Source organism: Halanaerobium congolense (assembly GCF_004366375.1).
Classification (GTDB): Bacteria; Bacillota; Halanaerobiia; order Halanaerobiales; family Halanaerobiaceae; genus Halanaerobium; species Halanaerobium congolense.
In genome coordinates this window covers 1-20,202 of sequence record NZ_SOEF01000031.1, presented here as the reverse complement: position 1 = coordinate 20,202, position 20,202 = coordinate 1, and the positions used below count along the sequence as shown (strand labels likewise).

Annotated in this window: 22 protein-coding genes; 1 reads left to right on the top strand and 21 read right to left on the bottom strand. The window is 34.6% G+C overall.

Annotation, left to right across the window (positions count from 1 at the left end; all coding sequences use genetic code 11):
* Positions 1-24: 24 nt before the first annotated feature.
* From C7954_RS10535 to C7954_RS10510, 6 genes are all read right to left on the bottom strand, one after another.
* On the bottom strand, positions 25-303 hold the full coding sequence (locus C7954_RS10535) for a metal-sensitive transcriptional regulator (protein WP_073160781.1): 279 nt from the start codon (positions 301-303) through the stop codon (positions 25-27).
* A 56-nt stretch (positions 304-359) separates the two neighbouring features.
* Positions 360-1,373 carry an aminoglycoside phosphotransferase family protein gene (locus C7954_RS10530; RefSeq protein WP_134059955.1) on the bottom strand — a complete coding sequence of 338 codons (1,014 nt, stop codon included), beginning with the start codon at positions 1,371-1,373 and terminating at the stop codon, positions 360-362.
* A 15-nt stretch (positions 1,374-1,388) separates the two neighbouring features.
* Positions 1,389-2,075 carry a TIGR04282 family arsenosugar biosynthesis glycosyltransferase gene (locus C7954_RS10525; protein WP_089655957.1) on the bottom strand — a complete coding sequence of 229 codons (687 nt, stop codon included), beginning with the start codon at positions 2,073-2,075 and terminating at the stop codon, positions 1,389-1,391.
* A 26-nt stretch (positions 2,076-2,101) separates the two neighbouring features.
* Positions 2,102-2,794 (bottom strand): TIGR04283 family arsenosugar biosynthesis glycosyltransferase, encoded by a 693-nt coding sequence (locus tag C7954_RS10520; protein WP_073160273.1) that lies wholly within the window; start codon positions 2,792-2,794, stop codon positions 2,102-2,104.
* Positions 2,795-2,979: 185 nt separating this feature from the next.
* Entirely contained in the window at positions 2,980-3,333 is a 354-nt protein-coding gene (locus C7954_RS10515) for a hypothetical protein (RefSeq protein WP_134059953.1), read from the bottom strand.
* Positions 3,323-4,237: a nucleoside hydrolase gene (locus tag C7954_RS10510; RefSeq protein ID WP_073160259.1), complete on the bottom strand. Its 915-nt coding sequence runs from the start codon at positions 4,235-4,237 to the stop codon at positions 3,323-3,325. Before C7954_RS10510 ends, C7954_RS10515 begins: the two co-directional genes overlap by 11 nt.
* 174 nt (positions 4,238-4,411) lie before the next feature.
* On the opposite strand from C7954_RS10510, the gene C7954_RS10505 reads away from it, so the two are divergent.
* Positions 4,412-5,329, top strand: coding sequence for a sulfurtransferase (locus tag C7954_RS10505; RefSeq protein WP_134059951.1), 918 nt, complete (start codon positions 4,412-4,414; stop codon positions 5,327-5,329).
* Positions 5,330-5,456: 127 nt separating this feature from the next.
* Here C7954_RS10505 and C7954_RS10500 read toward each other — a convergent pair whose 3' ends face one another.
* The 15 genes from C7954_RS10500 to C7954_RS10430 all read right to left on the bottom strand — a co-directional run bounded on the left by C7954_RS10500 (position 5,457) and on the right by C7954_RS10430 (position 20,082).
* Positions 5,457-6,725 (bottom strand): MFS transporter, encoded by a 1,269-nt coding sequence (locus C7954_RS10500; protein WP_133618233.1) that lies wholly within the window; start codon positions 6,723-6,725, stop codon positions 5,457-5,459.
* Between the two features lie 68 nt (positions 6,726-6,793).
* Positions 6,794-7,225, bottom strand: a complete 432-nt coding sequence (locus tag C7954_RS10495) for a YaiI/YqxD family protein (protein ID WP_073160253.1) — start codon at positions 7,223-7,225, stop codon at positions 6,794-6,796.
* Positions 7,222-7,761 carry a cob(I)yrinic acid a,c-diamide adenosyltransferase gene (locus C7954_RS10490; protein ID WP_073160251.1) on the bottom strand — a complete coding sequence of 180 codons (540 nt, stop codon included), beginning with the start codon at positions 7,759-7,761 and terminating at the stop codon, positions 7,222-7,224. The genes C7954_RS10495 and C7954_RS10490 overlap by 4 nt, the downstream gene beginning before the upstream one ends.
* A gap of 115 nt (positions 7,762-7,876) precedes the next feature.
* Positions 7,877-8,290, bottom strand: coding sequence for a hypothetical protein (locus tag C7954_RS10485; protein WP_089655956.1), 414 nt, complete (start codon positions 8,288-8,290; stop codon positions 7,877-7,879).
* A gap of 452 nt (positions 8,291-8,742) precedes the next feature.
* Complete coding sequence (locus C7954_RS10480) at positions 8,743-9,387, bottom strand: amino acid ABC transporter permease (RefSeq protein ID WP_089717629.1); 645 nt, start codon at positions 9,385-9,387, stop codon at positions 8,743-8,745.
* Positions 9,387-10,145 (bottom strand): amino acid ABC transporter ATP-binding protein, encoded by a 759-nt coding sequence (locus C7954_RS10475; RefSeq protein WP_073160245.1) that lies wholly within the window; start codon positions 10,143-10,145, stop codon positions 9,387-9,389. Before C7954_RS10475 ends, C7954_RS10480 begins: the two co-directional genes overlap by 1 nt.
* Positions 10,135-10,821: an amino acid ABC transporter permease gene (locus tag C7954_RS10470; RefSeq protein WP_073160243.1), complete on the bottom strand. Its 687-nt coding sequence runs from the start codon at positions 10,819-10,821 to the stop codon at positions 10,135-10,137. Before C7954_RS10470 ends, C7954_RS10475 begins: the two co-directional genes overlap by 11 nt.
* A 306-nt stretch (positions 10,822-11,127) precedes the next feature.
* The gene (locus C7954_RS10465; RefSeq protein WP_134059949.1) at positions 11,128-11,862 is read right to left on the bottom strand and encodes a basic amino acid ABC transporter substrate-binding protein; all 735 of its coding nucleotides are present in this window, start codon (positions 11,860-11,862) and stop codon (positions 11,128-11,130) included.
* A 137-nt stretch (positions 11,863-11,999) separates the two neighbouring features.
* Positions 12,000-12,686, bottom strand: a complete 687-nt coding sequence (locus C7954_RS10460) for a GntR family transcriptional regulator (RefSeq protein WP_134059947.1) — start codon at positions 12,684-12,686, stop codon at positions 12,000-12,002.
* A 22-nt stretch (positions 12,687-12,708) separates the two neighbouring features.
* Entirely contained in the window at positions 12,709-14,271 is a 1,563-nt protein-coding gene (locus C7954_RS10455; protein WP_134059945.1) for a UDP-glucose--hexose-1-phosphate uridylyltransferase, read from the bottom strand.
* A 44-nt stretch (positions 14,272-14,315) separates the two neighbouring features.
* Entirely contained in the window at positions 14,316-15,308 is a 993-nt protein-coding gene (locus tag C7954_RS10450; RefSeq protein ID WP_073160235.1) for a Gfo/Idh/MocA family protein, read from the bottom strand.
* Positions 15,309-15,554: 246 nt separating this feature from the next.
* A complete protein-coding gene (locus C7954_RS10445; protein WP_073160233.1) occupies positions 15,555-16,382 on the bottom strand; it encodes a carbohydrate ABC transporter permease in 828 nt (275 codons plus the stop codon).
* A 3-nt stretch (positions 16,383-16,385) separates the two neighbouring features.
* On the bottom strand, positions 16,386-17,306 hold the full coding sequence (locus C7954_RS10440; protein WP_073160231.1) for a carbohydrate ABC transporter permease: 921 nt from the start codon (positions 17,304-17,306) through the stop codon (positions 16,386-16,388).
* A gap of 94 nt (positions 17,307-17,400) precedes the next feature.
* Entirely contained in the window at positions 17,401-18,660 is a 1,260-nt protein-coding gene (locus tag C7954_RS10435; protein WP_089655955.1) for an ABC transporter substrate-binding protein, read from the bottom strand.
* A gap of 315 nt (positions 18,661-18,975) precedes the next feature.
* Complete coding sequence (locus C7954_RS10430) at positions 18,976-20,082, bottom strand: iron-containing alcohol dehydrogenase family protein (protein WP_134059943.1); 1,107 nt, start codon at positions 20,080-20,082, stop codon at positions 18,976-18,978.
* Positions 20,083-20,202: the final 120 nt, after the last annotated feature.

The following is a 20,202-nucleotide window of genomic DNA, read 5'->3' as shown; positions in this document are numbered from 1 at the left end:
AAACCCCGCCTAAACGGAGTAATATTAATCACTAAATTTATCTATAACATCCATTAATTCAGTTATTATTGCCTCTTCTCCTTCTTCCTGAGAAATTGCATTTTTCACACAGCCATTAACATGTCGATTCAAAATCTTTAAAGCAACCTTTTTTAAAGCACCCCGACAGGCATTGATCTGCGTTAAAATATCAACACAGTATTTTTCTTCATCTATCATTCGCTGTAATCCTCTTACCTGACCTTCAATTCGACGCAGTCTCACAATTAAATCTTTTTTATCTGCTTCTGATAATGAATTCATATTTACCCCCAATTTTATTTTAACTCTAAATATTATATTATTATTACACTTTTACTTTAATTAAGATCTGGAAAAAGCATTTCTAAAAAATCTATTTTTAAGTAGCTGTCCATTGTTTCAAAAGTATCCTGATTTTTTATTTCTCGTTCTGTATTCTGATATTCCACCCAGGCCATTGCTGACCAGGAAATTCCCCGCATTGCAGAGAATTCATTAAATAACTCGAGAGCTGATTTAACCTCATGGTATTGAGAATCCATTCCTCTTGCTTTAAGATAATGATGTAAAAACTCTTCTTCCTCCCCCTGGTTAAAAATAAAATTTGTTTTCCAGAGAGTGGTAGTTGGGACCATAAAGTGGCTTAAATCTTGAAGTGGAGTTGTAATTAATGGCTTCTCCCAGTCTACCAGATAGGCAAGGTTAAATTTATCATCAATAATAAAATTATTCGAATTAACCTCAGTATTTACTATAGCAGGTGGAAAAAGATCCATCAGTTCTGACTCTTTTTCTTTCTTTTTATACATCTCTGCTTTCATTTTCATTAAGAATTTTTTTATTTCAGATACTGCTAATTCTGAATTAAAATAATGCTCAAGTAATGCCTCACATTCATTCCAAATTGCAGTTAAAGGTTTTTTTTCCTGAACCAGTCTTTCTGCTTTAGAACTATCTAATTTATGTATTTTAGCAAAAATCTTGGCAGCTGTTTTTAAATCTTTTTGGTAATCTAAAGAACGTCCCGGCAAATATTCCATCATTAATAAACCGTAATCGATCTTTTCTTGAGAATTATCAAGATAAAATGGTCTTGGCGTTACACCAGATGGTGCCAGGGCCTGCAGAGCAGAAAATTCATAACCAATCTGATCATCGAGATGCATCTGACTGCCCAAATTAACCCGAAGTACATATTTTTCTTCTTCATCTTTAATTAAATAATTTATATTATACTCTCCCTGAGCTAAAAATTCTAATTTAGCTCTCCTGCTGATTCCAGCTGCATGCATAAAATCTCGTTCTCTAATATAATTTTTTAATTTTTGTTTCAAGTCTTCCTGAAAAGACATAAATTTGCCCCCCCATTATTTATAGTTGAATATTTTTTCAATTACAATTTTAGTATTTTTAAGAAAATTTAAATTAACTTTCCGGTTAATTAGTTCAGATCTCAACTGCAGTAGTTCTTTAAAAGTATCTACATCGGAAGCTTCAGGCAAAAAATGAGTTTTCAAGTTGTGGCTGCTCACTGCTTTAATTGTTTGCTGCAGAACATTACTATTACCCCAATTTCCAGAATCGAAAAGAAATTTTTGAGGTTTTTTCATTCCAATCAGATAATAGCCTCCATCAGCTGATGGCCCAATTACCAAATCCCGTTCTTTTAAACCTGCAAAAGCCTCAGTAAAAATTTCAATATCCAATAGTGGAAGATCAGAACCAGTAATAATTACAGGCAAATTACTTAGCTGATATGCATCATTCAGAGCATTATACATTTTTTCTCCTAAATTAGATCCGATTTGTGGGATGCGAGTAAAGTCACTGCTGATAAGCCCCAAAAACGAAGATTCCGCTTTTTTAGGAGTGAAACTTAAATATAAATCAATTCTAGTATTTTCGTTTTTTAAATTTAAAAATTTAGCATTAATATCTTTTAAAAAAGCTTTATGCAGTTCAGCACATTCTTCTTTTTTTAAATGACTTTCAAGCCTTGTTTTAGTTTTTCCGGGTATCGGTGCTCTACTCATTAATACTACTGCAGCCTGCAAAATAATCTCCTCCTATTCTGAATTAACTAACGGGCATCACGGTATATTTTTTTAAGCTTTTGGGGACTATATCCCAATTTATATAATAACTTTATTTTATGCATTAAAAGAATTGTTCTTAAAACTCCGCCTTCTTCCCAACGCCTTGCTGAAGTATAAATTTTTTTATTTAAAAAAATGAGTGGCCCAGCTTTTGTCATTTTTTTTGAAAACTCCCAGTCTTCCATTAGCTCAATTTCGGGGAATCTCCCCAAACGCTGAAAATAATCTTTTTTTATGAAAATACCCTGATCACCGAAAATTAAATGTAGGTATTTAGCTCTAAGATTAGAAGACCAGCTGATAAATTTTAGCAGCGGATGCTTTGATTTGATTTCCAAAGTAAAGCAACCACCAATTTTTTTTTCCTGATTCTGCATTGTTTTAACTAAAGCAAATAAGGAACCTCTTTCTAAAGTGGAATCAGCATGCAAAAACAACAAGATTGGTGCAGATGCTATTTCAGCACCCCTATTTAACTGCAACCCACGACTTGCTTTTTTAGAATTAACTACCTCTGCACCTTTTGCTGCAGCAATTTTTCTAGTATTATCAGTGCTGTCAGCATCTGAAATAATAACTTCTGTTTTCACATTTTCCTGATCTATAAAATCGATTAGACTCCCAATATTTTTTTCTTCATTTAGGGTCGGAATAATAACTGACAATTCAAATTCCATAATTTTAATTTTCCGCCTTTCAAATATATAAAACTTATCTCTATTATAGCATAATTTTACTAAATCATAAAATAACTTTGCTTTTCTAAAGTTGAAAAAAGAGAGAGGTTACCCTCTCCCTTAAAAATCTTTTGAATAATCAATATTTTTATCAGCATTAATAGAAAATAAGTACAGTTGATAATTCAAGCTAAAATTCCAACTTTATCTTTTTTACCCAGATCAAGCTGCAGTTCTTTATATTCTTTACCCTGCCATTGATATTGATACTCAAAAATTTCTACCCGACAGCATTTGAAAGCTGTATCCTTACGTATTAATTTTCTTTCTCTTATATAAAGCATAAATTCTTTGTTCTTTTTTATTTTTTGATCTGCATAAATTATATCATCCCGAAAACGATCATATATATAAACATCAGTATCTAGATTTTTATTTAAAACTGAAGCAAAGGTTCTAAGCCCTGAATCAGTTAAAAGATCATCTGTCAGCTGATGTTGTATAAAAAATAAATCTCGAAGCTCATCTTTATTCAGCATCGGCATACCCTTCCGGTGTAATATCTATTTTGTCCCAGGCTGCAAAAACAATATCTTTAAATCTTTTAGTATCAATTATAGTTGAAGGTAAGTTAATAACTCCAGCATCCTGCAGCCTACCTTCCGCTTTATCAGTTTTAATACTTCCACTCTTTAAATCTTCAACACTGGAAACGAATTTTCTTTTATTATATGGGAAAATTTCAGGTGCTGTCATATAAACTACCGCAACAACATCCCACATATAAAATCCTGTTAATCCAATTATTTCTGAAGAATACTCATACCAGTGATCAATTTTATCTTTAATATAAGCTCGAACTGCTTTATTTTTAGATCTATTAACCCTTCTCCATGATTTTTCTCCAAAACGTGCTGCCAGGCATAGGTTACCTGACATTAAAGCAACAGGAACCTCAGACTTCAAAACTTTTTCAGCAGCTTCCGGATCACAGCTAAAGTTGAGTTCATCAATGGTTTTATCACCAAACTGCAGAGGTTCAGTAACCCCACCCATAATAATTATTTCTTTTAAATTCTTAAAAAAATTATTGTCTATCTTCCAGGCTGCATATAGATTAGAAAGTGGTCCAACAGCAATTAGAGTAATTTCATTGTTGTTTTCTGCTGCAGCTTTTGCTAGATATTCAGCCGCTTCAGTGTCATAATCACCGGCTTCAGCAGCACCTTTGAAATGTTTTATTTTATCTTCTAACTTGAAGTCATTCAACATCTTTTCTGTAGTACTATAGGTTTCTTCTAAAGAACTGTTTCCAAAAACACTGGTAACAGCCATTAAATCAATGTCTTCGCGACCTAATAAAAATAAAAATGCCAGGCCATCATCAACATCTTTTTCCTCTAAACCAATTGTATTATCGCAATCTAAGATTACTTTTTTCATATTATCCTCCTAACAGACAATTTTCTACTCACTCTTATATTAATTTCAACAAAAATTACAAAAATCCTGCCTTTTAAATTTTTCCTAATTAAAATCTTAAAATGGATGAAATTTCTCTACCCAAGGTATATAATAAGATATGTAAGAAATCTATCAACTCAAGGAGGTTTGTAAATGAATAACTTTAATAAATCTTTTGAAATTTTAATTTCTTCTTTTTTTATTATTCTTCTTTTAACATCTGCTGCTGCAGCTGAATCTGATTTTCAAAATAGAGAATTTCTGATCTCAGCAGCAGAAGTACACCAAATGATCCAGGAAGGTAAAGGAAATCTGAAAATCATTGATGTCAGAAATAGTACCAAATATCTACTTGGACATTTACCTCAGGCCGTAAATATGTGGAACGATGATTTTTCTGATCCAGAAGGCTGGGTTCAGGGATTAATTGCTAAACCTGGTGCTTTTGCAGCCACTGCCCAAGAAAAAGGAATTAATAATGATTCTGAAGTTATTTTATATGATGATAATAATGGTATTTGGGCTTCCAGATTATGGTGGGTATTCCAGGTTTATGATCATCAAAACATCAAAGTTTTAGAAGGAGGCTATGATGCCTGGGAAAACGAAGGTTTTGACAGCAAAATATTTCCTCATAGACCTCAAAAAGGTGATTTTGTAGTCAGTGATGTTATAAATCAGTGGATAGTAAATTCTGATACAATAGCTGAAAACCTCGACAATCAGGATTTTATTATTTTAGATACAAGATCTGAAGCAGAATTTTCAGGTGCCGAAACTAATTCAGGTGCGCCGCGCAAAGGCAGAATTCCAAACTCTATTCATCTCAAATGGAATGAAGTTTTAACTGAAAATTATAAATTTAAATCTGCTGCAGAAATTACTGAAATTTATACAGCAAAAGATATAACTAAAGATAAAGAAGTAATTGCAGTTCTTTCACATACAGGTGTAAGAGCAGCTCATACATTTTTCACATTAAAACTGCTTGGCTATCAAAATTTAAAATTATATGACGAATCCTGGGTTGGGTGGAGCAGCAGAACTGACCTTCCTGTTGAAAAAAAATAAATCTATATAAAATTTAAAAAATCTGCTTAAGCTTCTCCCAAAAAATTCTTTTCACCAAATAAATCTAAAATCTCAGTTAATGATGTTTCTGTTTTAAAATACTTTAAGGTCTGCAAGGTCTGCCCAATTAATTTTTGGCTTCTATTTTACCTTTTTCAACATCAACTCGGCTTAGAAAAAACATGCCTAAAATAAAGAATACAGCCACAGCAAGAATTCCATACCGGCTGGATCCAGTCAGCTGGCCAGTATAAGCAAAAACAGTTGGTCCAATTATAGCTGCAAACTTACTGGAGACTCCAAAAAAACCAAAAAATTCAGCTGATTTAGACTCCGGTACCATTGCTCCATATAAAGAGCGACTTAAAGCCTGGGCTCCTCCCTGAACCATGCCTACAATTCCAGCTAATATCCAAAAGTCCAAAGCTGAATCTAAAAAATAACCATATAAAGTAATGCCAATATAGATAGTTAGAGCTAGATAAATTCCTTTTTTAGCAGTTATTTTCCCTGCTATTTTGGCAAAAATCAGAGCAAATGGAATACCCACAAATTGAGTTAAAAGTAAAGCACCAATTAAATCAATTTGACCAATCCCCACTTCTCTACCATAAATTGTTGCCATTCTAATAATTGTTCCGATACCATCATTATAAATCCAAAAAGCAAGTAAAAACTTCCACAATTCTCTATATTTGCGAATGTTGATAAAAGTTGATTTAAGCCGTCCAAAAGCCATTTTAGCATATTTTTTTAATGGAATTTTCTCAACTCTTTTTTGCGGATCAGGTAAATATTTAAAAGCTGGCAAAGAAAAAACAAACCACCAGACTGCAACTGTAACAAATGAAATCTGAATAGCAGTAGTTGTTGAGCCGATGCTAAATAAAGCCGGTTTAGAAATCATTATAAGATTTACTGCTAAAAGCAGACCGCCCCCTAAATAACCAGCCGCATAACCCAAACTGGAAATATAATCAATAGATTTAGAGTCACTGATATCTGTTAAAAAACCATCGTAAAATACATTTCCACCTGAGAAACCAATATTAGCGATGATGAAAAAAAATGAGGCCAGCAAATAATTACCTTCATTAACAAAAAACAAAAGAACTGTTCCTGTAATACCTAAGATAACAAAAAATTTAAGAAAAGACTTTTTTGAATCAGAATAATCAGCAGCCGCTCCTAGGATTGGCGAAATGGCAGCAATAATTATCATGGCAATAGTCTGGGTATAACCCCAGTAGGAAGTTGCTAAATTACCGGGGAGGTTGATCCCGGCAACATCTTTATAAAATATGGGAAGAATTGTGGCTAAAATTACTGTGGCAAAAGCAGAGTTAGCCCAATCATAGAGGGCCCAGGCATAAATTGTTTTTTGCTGCTTGTCCATTGGCTCACCTTCTTCATGATTTTTTTATGCTTCAAAATAAAAGTCTGCGTTGCAAAAATATTATTTGTTTATGAATTTATTAATTTAAGCAGTGCTTTTTTAAATCTTTGGTCATCAGCTGCTGTTCGTTTTTTGTGACTTGTATGACGCCCTGTTCTTTTTCTCTCTTTAAGTTGACGGTGCCTCTTTGCCAATAACCTCTCTATATTTTGATTGTTGAACCTTCTTCCTGAAAAACTTAAAACCTCTGCTTTTCTGCTTAAGGCTAAAGCTGCCAATCCATAATCAGAAGTAATTACAATATCTCCTGATTTAATATTATTACAAAGAATCATATCCACAGATTGAAATCCCTGGTCTACCACTTTTAAAGTTCCATAATCAAGCTTGTGCTGGTGATTAAGATCAGTATATACAATTAACTCCAGGTTTTTTCTAGATGCCAGCTCACTAATTAGCGAAATAACTGGACAGCCATCTCCATCAACTAAAATTCTCATTTCTTTTTGGACTCCACGTAATCAAGTTCAGCTTCTAAAAAACGGGCCAGTGAATAAATTAAATCTGATAAACGATTAATATATTTTTGTAAATCCTGACTAATATCTGCTTCTCCTGCAAGAGTAGTAATTCTGCGCTCTGCCCGTCTACAGATAGTTCTAGCCTGGTGAAGAGCCCCACTGGCCTTTGAGCTCCCCGGAATAATAAACATAGATTTTTCCTTTTTATTCATCTGAGCTAAATAGTAATCTATTTTCTTTTCTAAAAATTCAATGTCTGCTGCTGTTATTTTTTCAGGAAAGCTTTCCCAGTCAGGAGTTGCCAGTTCCCCTGCCAGATTAAAAAGCTGGCGCTGAACAGAGCGCAGAATATTATAAACTTCCTGCGCCTCAACAAAGTTTTTGGCAAATCCCAGAGAAGAATTGAGTTCATCAATTGTTCCGTAACTTTCAACTCGGAGAGAATCTTTTGCTACTCTTGAATTATCAAAAAGACTGGTTTTTCCTTTATCTCCGCTTTTAGTATAAATTTTCATCTGCTCACTCCTTTACATGTGCCCCTACCGTTTACTGATCCAATTTATGGTAATTTGAATTGAACCTATCTGAAAAAGACAGTCCCTGACCGGAAACTGCCTTTAACGAACCTATTTAACTTGCATCTTTCTCTACTGCTTCACTGGTATCTATAACTATTCGATGACTGTGATGAATATATCTATCCTCCAGATCCTCAATCTTCTTATTACTGCCAAGAAGTTGAGCCAGATCATGTTCCATTCTGTCCATCCGTGCATTTTGTATATCCTTATTTGACTCTAATGCTCTAAGAATCTGTGTGTTTTCTTCAACCTGAGCACTTAATTTTGCCGTCTCTTCCTGCACTATTTTTCTCGTTTCAGACTGGACTATTTTCTTTGTCTCTTCCTGCACTATTTTTCTCGTCTCAGACTGGACTATTTTCTTTGTCTCTTCCTGCACTATTTTTCTCGTCTCAGACTGGACTATTTTCTTCGTCTCTTTAACAATGATATCTCTCACCGCATCAAGAAACTCCTGATCCAAAATTCTCACCACCCTGCTCTTAATAGTTTCCATGAACTAGAATTACTGGTAAAATTAGATTACATATATTTCCTTTAATTAATTATAGCATCTAGAATTTAAGAATACAAGAAGAAAACTTTGCTATTTAATAAATCATTAATTCTCTTTTCATTTACCTGCTCCTATCTTCCTTTGTTTCGACTACCCTAATTATTTCCTTTGGTATTGCTGTTGTTTCTTCCGCTGTTACTATTTCCACTCCAGCAACTGCAGCATAAGCTACCTGCCAGTTTACTCCCCTGATATTTTCTCCCCGGTAGGAATCATTTTACAAATATTGAGTAATTATAGTTTATTACTTTTTGAGAAGTTTATAAAGCAAAAAAGACCTACTAATTAAATAAATAATTAGTAAGTCTCAGATTCGACAATTACCGACATATATCGGGTGGTGCACGGCACCTGCACGTTTAAGGTATTGCAACCTTTTTCTCGATTCGATTAAAGATAGCAACAAAGAAAATGATTACAATTAGGTAAATCAGAGCAACTACCAGATAGACATCAAAAAATTGATAGTTGCGGCTGGCAATTAATTTTCCTTCGGTCATCAATTCCCGGGCTCCAATTACATAGGCCAGAGAAGAGTATTTAATCATATAAATAAATTCGTTGGTCCAGGAGGGGATTACCCGGCGGAAAGCCTGGGGTAAAATAATGTGCCTGATTCCCTGCCATTTGGTCATTCCGATTGACTGAGCTGCTTTTAGCTGGCTGCCGCTGATCGACTGAATTGAACCCCGGAGGTATTCAGCCTGATACACTCCACTATTAATAATGAAACTAATAATGGCAGCTGTAATTGGATCCAGATTGATGCCCCAGGAAGGAAGACCATAATAAATTATAAAAAGCTGAACTAAAAGTGGTGTACCTCTGATAATAGAAATAATGATTCGGACTACAGCCGAAACAAATTTATTACCGTAAATTTTCCCTAGAGCTAAAAAAGTCCCCAGAACTGTTCCCAGTGAACAGGAAATAAGGGTCACGAAAACTGTTACCCCCAGTCCACTTAAAAATAAGGGATAATATTCCATAAAAATATCCAGCATTAGTTCTCACCCGCACCATATAAATCAGTCAGCTGAAAGAGAAATTCTCTGGTTCTCTGGTGATCGGGATCGGTAAATAGTTTTTCCGGATTTCCCTGTTCAACAATATTACCAGCTTCCATAAAAATTAGCTCGTCAGCAACACTGCGGGCAAATCCCATCTCATGAGTCACAACCAGCATAGTCATTCCTTCTTCGGCCAGGTTGCGCATAACTTTAAGCACCTCTCCTGTAAGTTCCGGATCCAACGAAGAAGTCGGCTCATCAAACAAAATTAATTTGGGCTGCATAGCCAGCGCTCTGGCAATTCCAACCCGCTGCTTCTGGCCCCCTGAGAGCTGTGAAGGATAGGAATTCGCATATTCTTTTAATCCAACCCGGTCCAGCTCCAGCATGGCTAATTCTTCTGCCTCTTTTTTATTCATTTTTTTAACTTTGGTCAGACCAATCATAATATTTCCTTTTGCGGTCAGATGATTAAATAAGCCAAAATCCTGAAAAACAAAACCAATCTGCTGTCTGATCTCATTTATTTTTTTAGCTGAAGTAATTTCAATATCTTCTAAATAAATTTTTCCCTTTTTGGGTGGTACCAGACGGATAATATTATTTAAAATTGTACTCTTACCGGTTCCACTGGGACCAACAATAACCTTGGTTTCTCCCTTATCTAGAGAAAAAGAGATTCCCTTAAGTACTTCCTCTTCCCCAAAACTGTGGTGTAAATCCTCTATTTTTAATAAGTGCTTAGTAGGCATCTGAATGTCCTCCTTCAATACCAATCCCTGGAATCTGATATTTTTTCTCAAACAGGGATAAACCGCCATTAACTATAGTAGTTAGTATAAAATAAATTGCTGCAATGGTTAAATAGATCACCATCGGCTGATTGGATGTTGCAATAAAATATTCTCCCTGTCTTAAAAGCTCTACGACTCCAATGGTAAAGGCGAGGGAGGTATCTTTAAGTACAATTGCAGACTCATTGGCCACAGGTGGAATTGCAATTCTAATAGCCTGGGGGGCAATAATATAAAAAAAGGCCTTTAATTTGCCCATTCCCAGAGAACGAGCAGCCTTCATCTGAGAGCCGCCTACTGACTGAATTGCACCTCGATAAATCTGGGACTGATAGGCTGCAGAACGGAGTCCAATTCCGATTACTGCTGCTCTAAAAATTGGAATTCTTAATCCCAGTCTCGGCAGACCATAATTGATCAGCAAAAGCATTACCAGCAGTGGGATACTGCGGGCCAGGCGCTCATAAACTGCAACAATTCCCTGCATCACTTTATTGCCGTAAACCTGGGCAAAGGCAATTGGTAATCCAACTACTATCCCGATTAACAGACTCCAGAAGGTAAGTTGAATTGTAACCAGAGTTCCCTCTAAAAGGTAGGGGAGTGCGTCTATAATTAATTCTAAATTCTCCATAATCTGTCCTTTCTAAAAAAATTATTGTCAAAATTTGATTCCTAAACCCAATCTAAGTTAATTTAGCTTAGATTATAAACTAAAAAGGTAACTTTTTTGAATTAACTTAAAAAATAAATAGGTCCATAATTACCCCATTAATTTATAACCCAAATAATATTATATCTACTTAATTTAAATAAATCAAACCCGGACAGTATAAATTTTAAAAAGGACCTTTCCCGCCAACAATTAAGTTTTAACTCCATTAATTAGAAGCCCGGGAAAAGTCCTGTTTTTATTATGCTAATCTATTCTCAGTCAAGCTTATTCAAAATACTTCTGGATTAGTTTTTCCATGGTACCATTATTCTTTACTTTTTCCAGACCAGCGTTGATTTCTGCCAGCAGTTCTTCATTTCCCTCTCCAACAGCAATACCATATTCTTCACCTGTAATAATTTCGGCTACTACATTTACAGGATTATTCTGGCTGTAAGTTTCGGCAACCGGCTTATCAAGTACAGCTGCATCGATATTTCCATTGGCCAAATCTCTGATTACAAAGACATAGGAATCATAATTTCTGAGCTCACCTGTCAGAATCTCATCCTCAAGCAGATTATCTCTGACCCAGGTATCTCCAGTGGTACCTGTCTGGACACCAACATCATGGTTACCAAAAAGAACGGTCAGATTGGCATCAGATTCCTCGTGAACCAGTACAGATTGATTGGCTGAATAATAGGGGTCAGAAAAATCAATAACTTTTTCTCTATCTGCAGTAATGGTCATTCCAGCAGCCACCATATCCAGACTACCTGAAGCCAGCCCCGGAATTAGAGAATCAAAACTAATATCCCTTACCTCTACCTCAAAACCCTGCAGTTTGGCAATTTCTTTAACTAAGTCAATATCAAAACCTACAATTTCACCATCTTCTACATATTCAAAGGGTGGAAAGCTTGCATTGGTTCCCACTACATAGCGCTGAGCCATTACACCTGTGCTAAAAGTTGCTACTGCCAACAGAACTAAAATTACTATTAAACTTTTCTTCATTTGAATTTTTCCTCCTTTAATTTAAAATTCTATCTTCTCGCTACTTTTTAATCTGCGAAATGATAAAAATATCTTAAGATTTATTATAACATAATCCTTTAGTAAGCAAAAGTATTATTTTGATTTATTTATAATTATTAATTATTTTCTTTTTTAAATACAGTCAAAATACTGTTCCAGGCTGCCTTAATGTGATCTTCAGCACATTTACGAGCTTTATCGGCATCCCCACTATTTATTGCCTCTGCTAACTCCATATGTTCTGATAAAAATTCCTGCATTCTACCTTGACGTGAAAAACTGCTGTGGCGAAACCTGGTAGCCTGCTCAAATAATGTATCCAGAAATTTTTCTAACCATCTATTATTAGAAGCCTCTTTGATTATTCGATGAAAAGCAATATCAACCCGAATACAGCCCCGCTGATCATCATTGGCAATACAGTCTTCCAATTCTTTCGTATATTCTTTCAAAAGAGTTTTTTGTTCTTCATTTATTTTTTTTGCAGCCAGAAAAGCAGCTAAACCTTCCAGCTCTGTCCGCAGCTGGAATATATCATCAATTTCCTTTTTAGTCTCGATTCCAGCTATAAAAACACCCTGCTGTGGGATAATATTTATTAACTCCTCCTGCTCCAGCATTCGAAAAGCCTCTCTCACAGGGGTTCGACTGACATTAAGCTCATCTGCAATTTCCATTTCAGTTATTTTTTCACCAATCATCAGCTCACCTTTAAGGATTGCTTCTCGTAAAACATTATATACCTGTTTCCGCAATGGCTCATAACTATAAGAGTCAATAGAATTTAGATTAAATTTGCTCATATCTTGACACTTCCTTCTTAAATTATAATTCAACTTTTTCTATTCCAGCTGCAGCTAAAAATCTTTCAAATCCCTTGTAACCGATGGGATTATTTTTATAAACACCAGCATCTTCTAAAACTTGACTAAACTTACCTGCAATTTCAACTTCAATAACTTTTTCAGCTTCCTCCTCTGTTAAATTAATTCCATGTTTTCTTTTGAGTTCAGAAACCCACTGCAGATGTTTTTCTAGTCCATCTGCTTCTTTTAATTCATCAATCCTTATTTGACCGCTTAAATAATGAGAAATCACATTTAACTCATTTTTCAAACGTCCAGGCAAAATTGCTCGTCCCATTACTTCAATTAAACCGATATTTTCTTTTTTTATATGATGTAATTCCTGGTGGGGATGAAAAATTCCATCGGGATAAGCTTCGCTTTTACGATTATTACGTAAAACTAAATCTAATTCATAGCTGCTATCTTTTTTTCGAGCAATAGGAGTAATTGTATTATGAGCCTTCTGTCTGTCTTCAATTTGAGAAAAAGCCAGAATATCAAGTTCAGGATCAGAGTATTGGCGCCAGTTATCTAAAATTTTAACTGCAAGATTTATTATATCTTCTCTAACATCAGCTTTCAATCTAATTACTGACATTGGCCACTTTATCCGGCTGATTTCTACATCTGGAAAGGTTGGATGCTGATAAAATTCTTCTGCTTCTGCTTCTGCCATTGGAAAGATATGTCTTCCTCCCTGATAGTGATCATGATTTAATATAGAGCCCCCAACAAGTGGCAAATCAGCATTTGAACCTATAAAATAATGAGGAAGCTGATCAATAAAATCAAGTAAAACTGCAAATGTATTTTTATCAATCTGCATTGGTATATGCTCTTTATGAAAAACTATACAGTGTTCATTATAATAGACATATGGTGAATACTGCAGAAACCAATCTTCATTTTGTAATTTTAAAGGAATAACTCTGTGATTTTGGCGAGCAGGATGGTTTAAGCTGCCAGAAAAGCCAACATTTTCAAGACATAAATAGCATTTAGGATAATTACTCTGTTCTTCTTTTCTAGCCTTTGCAATTTCTTCAGGATCTTTTTCTGGTTTGGAAAGATTAATCGTAATTTCAATCTGGCCGTAATCACTTTCAGCCTTCCAATTTAAATCCCTGGCAACTCTTTTCTGGCGGATATAATTGCTGGCTTGAGCTAAACTATAATATTCATCTGTTGCCTTTTTAATCCCAATTTCCTCAGCTGTTTTATGAAATCTAGCGGCAACTTCTGATTGTCGTGGCATCAAAGCTCCCATAATTCTGGCATCTAACAGATCTCTTTCAGTAATATTATTATTTATTAACTCTTTTGCTGCAGCAAAATCTAACAGCTGGTCTAATAAAGCCTGAGGAGCTTCCGGAACCTCATAATCTTCAGCTGTAAGGGCTTCAGCAGGACTTTCGTTAATTTTTAAAATATCTCTGATTTGGTTTCTTGCAGCAATTCGATCCCATTTTCCTAACAAGTTGTTTACCTCACCATAAACCAATAATTTTTCAATAACCTGATTAATTTTTTCAACTTCCACTATTCACCCTCCTATCAATACAGTCAACTATTAAACCTTACAATTTAAAGCTTTACAATAACTTCTTCAGCAGCTGATTTACGCATAGCATCCATCACTTCAAGATTAGCAAAACTTTCCTCACTGACCTTGAGAGGAACTTCAGTGTCATTAATAATTGTTTCTGCAAAAGCTGTAACTTCAAGCTGATACTGAGGTCCGGTTTTTACATCTAATTTCTCTATTTCACCCTCTTTTTCAATCAAAAAATAGTTTTCTTCTTTCCAGGCAAAAAATTCTGGAATCCTGATTACTCCTTTACTTCCTATGATTTCTAAATCTTTTTCATCATGGGAGTTAATACTGTAATAAACACTGGCAAAGCGACCTCCTTCAAAATAAAGAGTACCACTGCCGCTTAAGTCAACTCCAGCTTCATTTTCTTTTTGAAAAAAGTTGGCTGCTTTTTTTGGCTTTGCCCCCATTAAATATCTTGAGATATTAACTGTATAACATCCAATATCATTTAATGCACCCCCATCAAGTTCGGCATTAGCGCGAATATCATTGCCGCGGCCACTAATATCAAAGGCAAAACTCGCCTTAATTTCTTTTATTTCACCAATTATACCATCATCAATTATTTCTTTAAGTTTAACTACAAAAGGCTGAAAGCGGTACATAAAAGCCTCCATTAGCTTAACATTGTTATTCTCAGCAGCCTGATTCATTAGTTCAGCCTCTTTTTTGTTTTTGCCGGAAAGCGGTTTTTCACATAATATGTGTTTACCGGCTTCTGCTGCTTTGATAACCCACTCTTTATGTAAAGAATTTGGCAGCGGAATATAAACGACTTCCACCTCTTGATCTGCTAAAAGCTGATCATAACCATTATAATATTTTTTTGCTCCAAATTCTTCTGCAAATTTTTTTGCCTTTTCCTGATTGCGGCTGGCAACTGCAGTTAGTTCTGAATTATCTGCTGCTAAAATTCCTGGAATCACTGCCTTACGGGCAATGTTTGCACAACCTAAAATGCCCCATTTAACTTTTTTCATTAATTATTCACTCCTGTAATAATATTTTTAAAATAAAATTATTCTAACTTTAATTAATTGCTTACTATGATTATTTCTTGAAAAAAGACTAAAATCCTCTTTAAAAATTATGCTTTTAATTCCCTAGACAAAGATAAAACCCAGCCTAATTTTTCAGACTGAGTATATCCTAAGTTATTTGATTTTTAGATTTAAATTTTTATACCTCGAACATCAAAAATAAATCTTAATATTTTACAGTTCAAATTACCCTTTAACTGAACCGGCCAACATACCTTTAATGAAGTAGCGGCCAAAAATAATATAAACTAAAAGTGTCGGCAGAGCAGTTATAATTGCACCACTCATCTGTACATTCCATTCTACAACCTGACTTCCCGCTAAATTTGTTAGAGCAACTGTGATTGGTTGACTTTGAGTATCAGTTAAGGTAACTGCAAAGAGAAATTCGTTCCAGATATTTGTAAACTGCCAGATAAAAACAACTACAAAAGATGGAATTGAAATTGGAAAAAAGATGTGGCGGTAAATACTGAAAATATTAGCCCCATCAACTTTGGCTGCCTCAGTTAAAGCGTCAGGTACATCCTGATAATAATTTCGGAACATTAAAGTTGTGATCGGTAACCCATACACTACATGGACTAAAATTAATCCTGGTATAGATCCATATAAGCCAATTGTCTGCATAAATTGAACCAGTGGAAATAATATACTCTGGTAGGGAATAAACATTCCAAATAAAATTAAAGCAAAAAGAGTATCTGAACCTTTAAACTTCCAGTGAGATAATACATAACCATTTAAAGATCCTAAGATCGCAGAAAATAAAGTGGCTGGAATTACCAGATAAAAACTGTTAAGTACATTGGGAGCCAATTTAGCAAAAGCCTCTTTAAAACCTTCAATTGAAATTGACGAAGGCAGCTGCCACATAGTATTAATCGATACTTCTGAAAAACTTTTTAAACTGGTAGATATTAAAACATACATTGGAATCAGAAAGAATATTGCAAAGACAATTAAAACAGCATATCTTGTTATCTTTTCTTGTGTGGTCATTTTATCATCCATTGCTTACTCCTCCTTAAAACTATTGACCAGGTAAGGGATAATCAGCAGTCCGACCATCATCAGCAGAACAATCGCAATTGCTGAACCAGTTGAATAACGATTAGATCTGAAGGTCGCTTCAAACATATAAACTGCAGGTATATCTGTAACATTATTTGGTCCACTACCTGTCATTGCATAGATTAAAGCAAAGGCTTTAAGTGAAACATGAGCCAGAACTATAATCGCCGAAAGAGTAATTGGCTTTTGAATAGGAAATAATATTTTGGTGAAAATCTGCCACTTACTGGCACCATCAATTCTTGCAGCTTCAATTAACTGCTGATCAATTCCCCTTAGACCAGCAAGCCACATAGCCATTGTATAACCAGAGTACTGCCAGATAGCTGCAATTATTACAGCTATTAAAGCAACGTTAAAGCCTAGAAAACTATTTGTGCTGGTAAACCAGCCCCACTGCAGATTTTGCAGACCAAGCTGCTCAAAAAGCAGGTTTATTCCACGCGGATTATTTGGCAGACGTCCAGGAGCAAAAATCCAGCGCCAGACTGTACCAGTTACAACAAAGGAAATCGCCATAGGAAATAAATAAAGGTTTTGAAAAAAGTATCCTCCCCTAGGCTTATTATTTAAAATTAATGATAATAAAATTCCAATAGCTAAACAGCCTATAATGAAAAATAAAGTAAAATAAAGTGTATTCCAAAGATCTGTTTGAAATCTTGACTCTGTAAATAAACTAATATAATTTTCTAAGCCTACATAATCTTTAGCTTTTCTCATAAAATTAGCAAAAGTATCCCAATCAAGCATTGATATTTGTACACTGCGGCTGATAAAACCATAAACAAATATTGCTAAAGTAATTATTGATGGTGATAAAATTGCAATTGAAGTAAGTGATTCCTTATGTTTTCTTTTCATTTTTATCACTCCATAAATAAATCTTCCCCTCCCGCTTAATTACAGGAGGGGAGATATTACATTCTCTAATTTGTTTTTAAATTATTAATAATTTTTACTGAACATATTCTTCATGATTTTTCTGGAAGTTTTCAAATGCTTCATCTACATCACCAGTTGTGATAAATTCATTGATAGTATCATTTAAAGCAGTAATGAATCCTTCAGGAGCAGCAGAACCATGAGCGATTGAGGGTGATAAGGTATCTTCAGCAAAATCTTCCATTGCACTTGTTAGATAAGGATCATATTTACTCTTATCAGCATCCAAACGAGCAGGAATTGAACCTTTAATTGGGTTAAATGTATCCTGTCCTTCTACAGATGCAATAGTTTTTAACCATTTTTTAGCATTTTCAGGATTTGGAGCACCTTTTGGTAGACCAAATGTATCTGTAATTACTATAAAGGTTCCCTCTGATTCTGGTACAGGCATCCAGCCAAATTCTTCACCAGGTGTCCAGCCTAAGGTTTTCATATAACCTTCTGCCCAGTCACCCATAATATTAAATCCAGCCTCACCTTCATGCATTATTTGAGTTGCATCCTGCCAGGTAAGAGCAGAGTGATCTTCATTGACATACTGCATTATATCATTGAAATGGACAAGTGCTTCTCTAACTGCTGGATCATCAGCAGCTGTATTTCCATTCCAAAGACCATTATAGCCATCAGGACCTAAAGTTGACACTAATAAAGATTCAAAAATCTGAGTTGCAGGCCACTTATTAGTATCACCTAATGAAAGTGGAACTACCCCAGCTTCATCTAATTTAGCTAATGCTTCTTTAAAGCTGGCTAAATCTGTTGGAGGTTCAACATTATTTTCTTCAAGTACTGCTTTGTTATAAAACATTATATTTGAACGATGTACATTAACCGGAACAGAATAATATTCGCCTTCATAAGAAGACATTTCTAAAATCTGTTGATTAAACTTGTCTTTTACTCCCCATTCTTCCAGCAAACCAGTAATTGGTTCCATCAATCCTGTTTCAACATAGGTATTAACTAATTCTGCACCCCCATGAACCTGGAATGAATCTGGAGGATTTCCACCAACCATTCTAGTTTTAAGTACAGCCTTAGCATTAGAACCAGCACCACCAGCAACTGTAGCATTAATGACTTCAACATTAGGATAATTTTCATTAAACAGTTCAATTAAAGCATTTAGACCTTCTTCTTCTCCACCACCGGTCCACCAGCTAAAAATTTCAACTTCTCCATTTTGAGCCATTGCTGAAAAACTTGAGACAAAAAGCAAAGCCACCATTAATAAAATACTCAACAACATACTTTTTCTAAATAACATTTCTCTGTCCTCCTTATTTTTTTATTCAGACTTCAACAAATGTTTAATCAGTTTATCAAAATAATATGAACCTATCACCTCCACAAATTTTTCTTGGTTTGTAAATTATAGTAATTAAGATATATTTTTTTAAAAAACTTCATCCAATAATATTATATCATATATATGAGAAATTAAAAGATTATTTTGAAAATTGTTTATAAGTTATAAGAATTTAAAATAAAATAAAAAACCCAGCTTTTTTGTAGAGAAATTTATCTACTTATAAGCTGGCTTTATGTAATGAGAAAAATTAATTAATTTCAAGAATTCGTACTATACTCTTGATTCAACTTTTTTCATTGCTTCAATAATCATTTCTTCCGTTACTTCTATTGGCATTTTCAACATTACTGTATCATTCACAGACTTAGCAGCGGTTTTTTTAAAATTATCTTCTGTAAAAGGAATCCCTAATCCTTTAAATGATGGCTCTAAACCTAGTTCATTGAAAAACTTGATTACATCATCTATATATTCTTCTGCCTTATCTTCTAAATAGAGCTGAACAATAATTCCATAACCAACTTTTAATCCATGCAAAAGATCATGTGATTCCTCTATAGAAGTCATTCCATTATGAATTCCATGGGCTGCTGCACCTCTAGAAGTGTTCTGACCCAAACTCTGTATAATAGTGGTTAGATATATATTTAAATCAATAATTTCCTTTAATTCATCTCCCAGTTCATTATTCTCGCACTGTTCAACAGCAATAATAGCTTCTTCTCTCATTTTATTATATAAAATTTCAGCTAAGTTCATAGCAACTACTGTTTCTAAACTCGGATTAGCGATTCCACTTTCTACAGCCTTACCTTCATACCATTTAGCCAGAGAATCTAAAATTCCTGATTTTAAATATTTAGCAGGTGCTTCTGCAATAATTTGCGGATCTACCATTACCAGGCGTGGATTTTGTGTCATAAAATAGTCTTTTTCAAACTGGCCATCTTCTGTATAAACTACAGCAAAGGCTGATCCAGCAGCACAGGTAGCTGCAATAGTTGGAACAGCTGCAACCGGAAGTCTCATGTCTTCAGCAGCAGCTTTGGCAGTATCAATTGCCTTTCCACCACCAACTCCAATAATTAAATTTGCTTTCATTTTTTTTGCCTTTTCTTTAATAATATTAATGTTGGACTGAGAAACCTCACCTTTAAAAATATTTTTTTCCCAATAGATATTATTTTCATCTAAAGAAGCAATCAGGTCTTTTTCTGCCGCATTTAAAGCTCTTACACCACCACTAATTAGAACTCTTCCCCCCCACTCACTGACATAAGCTCCAGCTTTTTTTAAAATACCTTTTTCATTAATATACTGAGCAGGTGCAGCTTGAAGATAAGCTGTCTGGGGATCTAAACGATTTTCTTTAGTCATTATTTTCACCTCTATCTAATAATTTCGTTACGTCAAATCTAATAGTTTTTTTAAAAATATTAATAGTTATCATAATTGTCAGGTTAGGAATCTGTATAAAATGCAGGAATCCCTCCCCCT

Bases quoted from the DNA above. Each gene is read 5' to 3' on its own strand.
- C7954_RS10445 (WP_073160233.1), bottom strand. From the start codon at position 16,382: ATGGATGATAAAATGACCACACAAGAAAAGATAACAAGATATGCTGTT.
- C7954_RS10480 (WP_089717629.1), bottom strand. From the start codon at position 9,387: ATGCTGGATATTTTTATGGAATATTATCCCTTATTTTTAAGTGGACTG.
- C7954_RS10440 (WP_073160231.1), bottom strand. From the start codon at position 17,306: ATGAAAAGAAAACATAAGGAATCACTTACTTCAATTGCAATTTTATCA.
- C7954_RS10460 (WP_134059947.1), bottom strand. From the start codon at position 12,686: ATGAGCAAATTTAATCTAAATTCTATTGACTCTTATAGTTATGAGCCA.
- C7954_RS10520 (WP_073160273.1), bottom strand. From the start codon at position 2,794: ATGGAATTTGAATTGTCAGTTATTATTCCGACCCTAAATGAAGAAAAA.
- C7954_RS10430 (WP_134059943.1), bottom strand. From the start codon at position 20,082: ATGACTAAAGAAAATCGTTTAGATCCCCAGACAGCTTATCTTCAAGCT.
- C7954_RS10530 (WP_134059955.1), bottom strand. From the start codon at position 1,373: ATGTCTTTTCAGGAAGACTTGAAACAAAAATTAAAAAATTATATTAGA.
- C7954_RS10465 (WP_134059949.1), bottom strand. From the start codon at position 11,862: ATGAAGAAAAGTTTAATAGTAATTTTAGTTCTGTTGGCAGTAGCAACT.
- C7954_RS10450 (WP_073160235.1), bottom strand. From the start codon at position 15,308: ATGAAAAAAGTTAAATGGGGCATTTTAGGTTGTGCAAACATTGCCCGT.
- C7954_RS10475 (WP_073160245.1), bottom strand. From the start codon at position 10,145: ATGCCTACTAAGCACTTATTAAAAATAGAGGATTTACACCACAGTTTT.
- C7954_RS10515 (WP_134059953.1), bottom strand. From the start codon at position 3,333: ATGCTGAATAAAGATGAGCTTCGAGATTTATTTTTTATACAACATCAG.
- C7954_RS10505 (WP_134059951.1), top strand. From the start codon at position 4,412: ATGAATAACTTTAATAAATCTTTTGAAATTTTAATTTCTTCTTTTTTT.
- C7954_RS10435 (WP_089655955.1), bottom strand. From the start codon at position 18,660: ATGTTATTTAGAAAAAGTATGTTGTTGAGTATTTTATTAATGGTGGCT.
- C7954_RS10495 (WP_073160253.1), bottom strand. From the start codon at position 7,225: ATGAGAATTTTAGTTGATGGAGATGGCTGTCCAGTTATTTCGCTAATT.
- C7954_RS10510 (WP_073160259.1), bottom strand. From the start codon at position 4,237: ATGAAAAAAGTAATCTTAGATTGCGATAATACAATTGGTTTAGAGGAA.
- C7954_RS10535 (WP_073160781.1), bottom strand. From the start codon at position 303: ATGAATTCATTATCAGAAGCAGATAAAAAAGATTTAATTGTGAGACTG.
- C7954_RS10500 (WP_133618233.1), bottom strand. From the start codon at position 6,725: ATGGACAAGCAGCAAAAAACAATTTATGCCTGGGCCCTCTATGATTGG.
- C7954_RS10490 (WP_073160251.1), bottom strand. From the start codon at position 7,761: ATGAAAATTTATACTAAAAGCGGAGATAAAGGAAAAACCAGTCTTTTT.
- C7954_RS10470 (WP_073160243.1), bottom strand. From the start codon at position 10,821: ATGGAGAATTTAGAATTAATTATAGACGCACTCCCCTACCTTTTAGAG.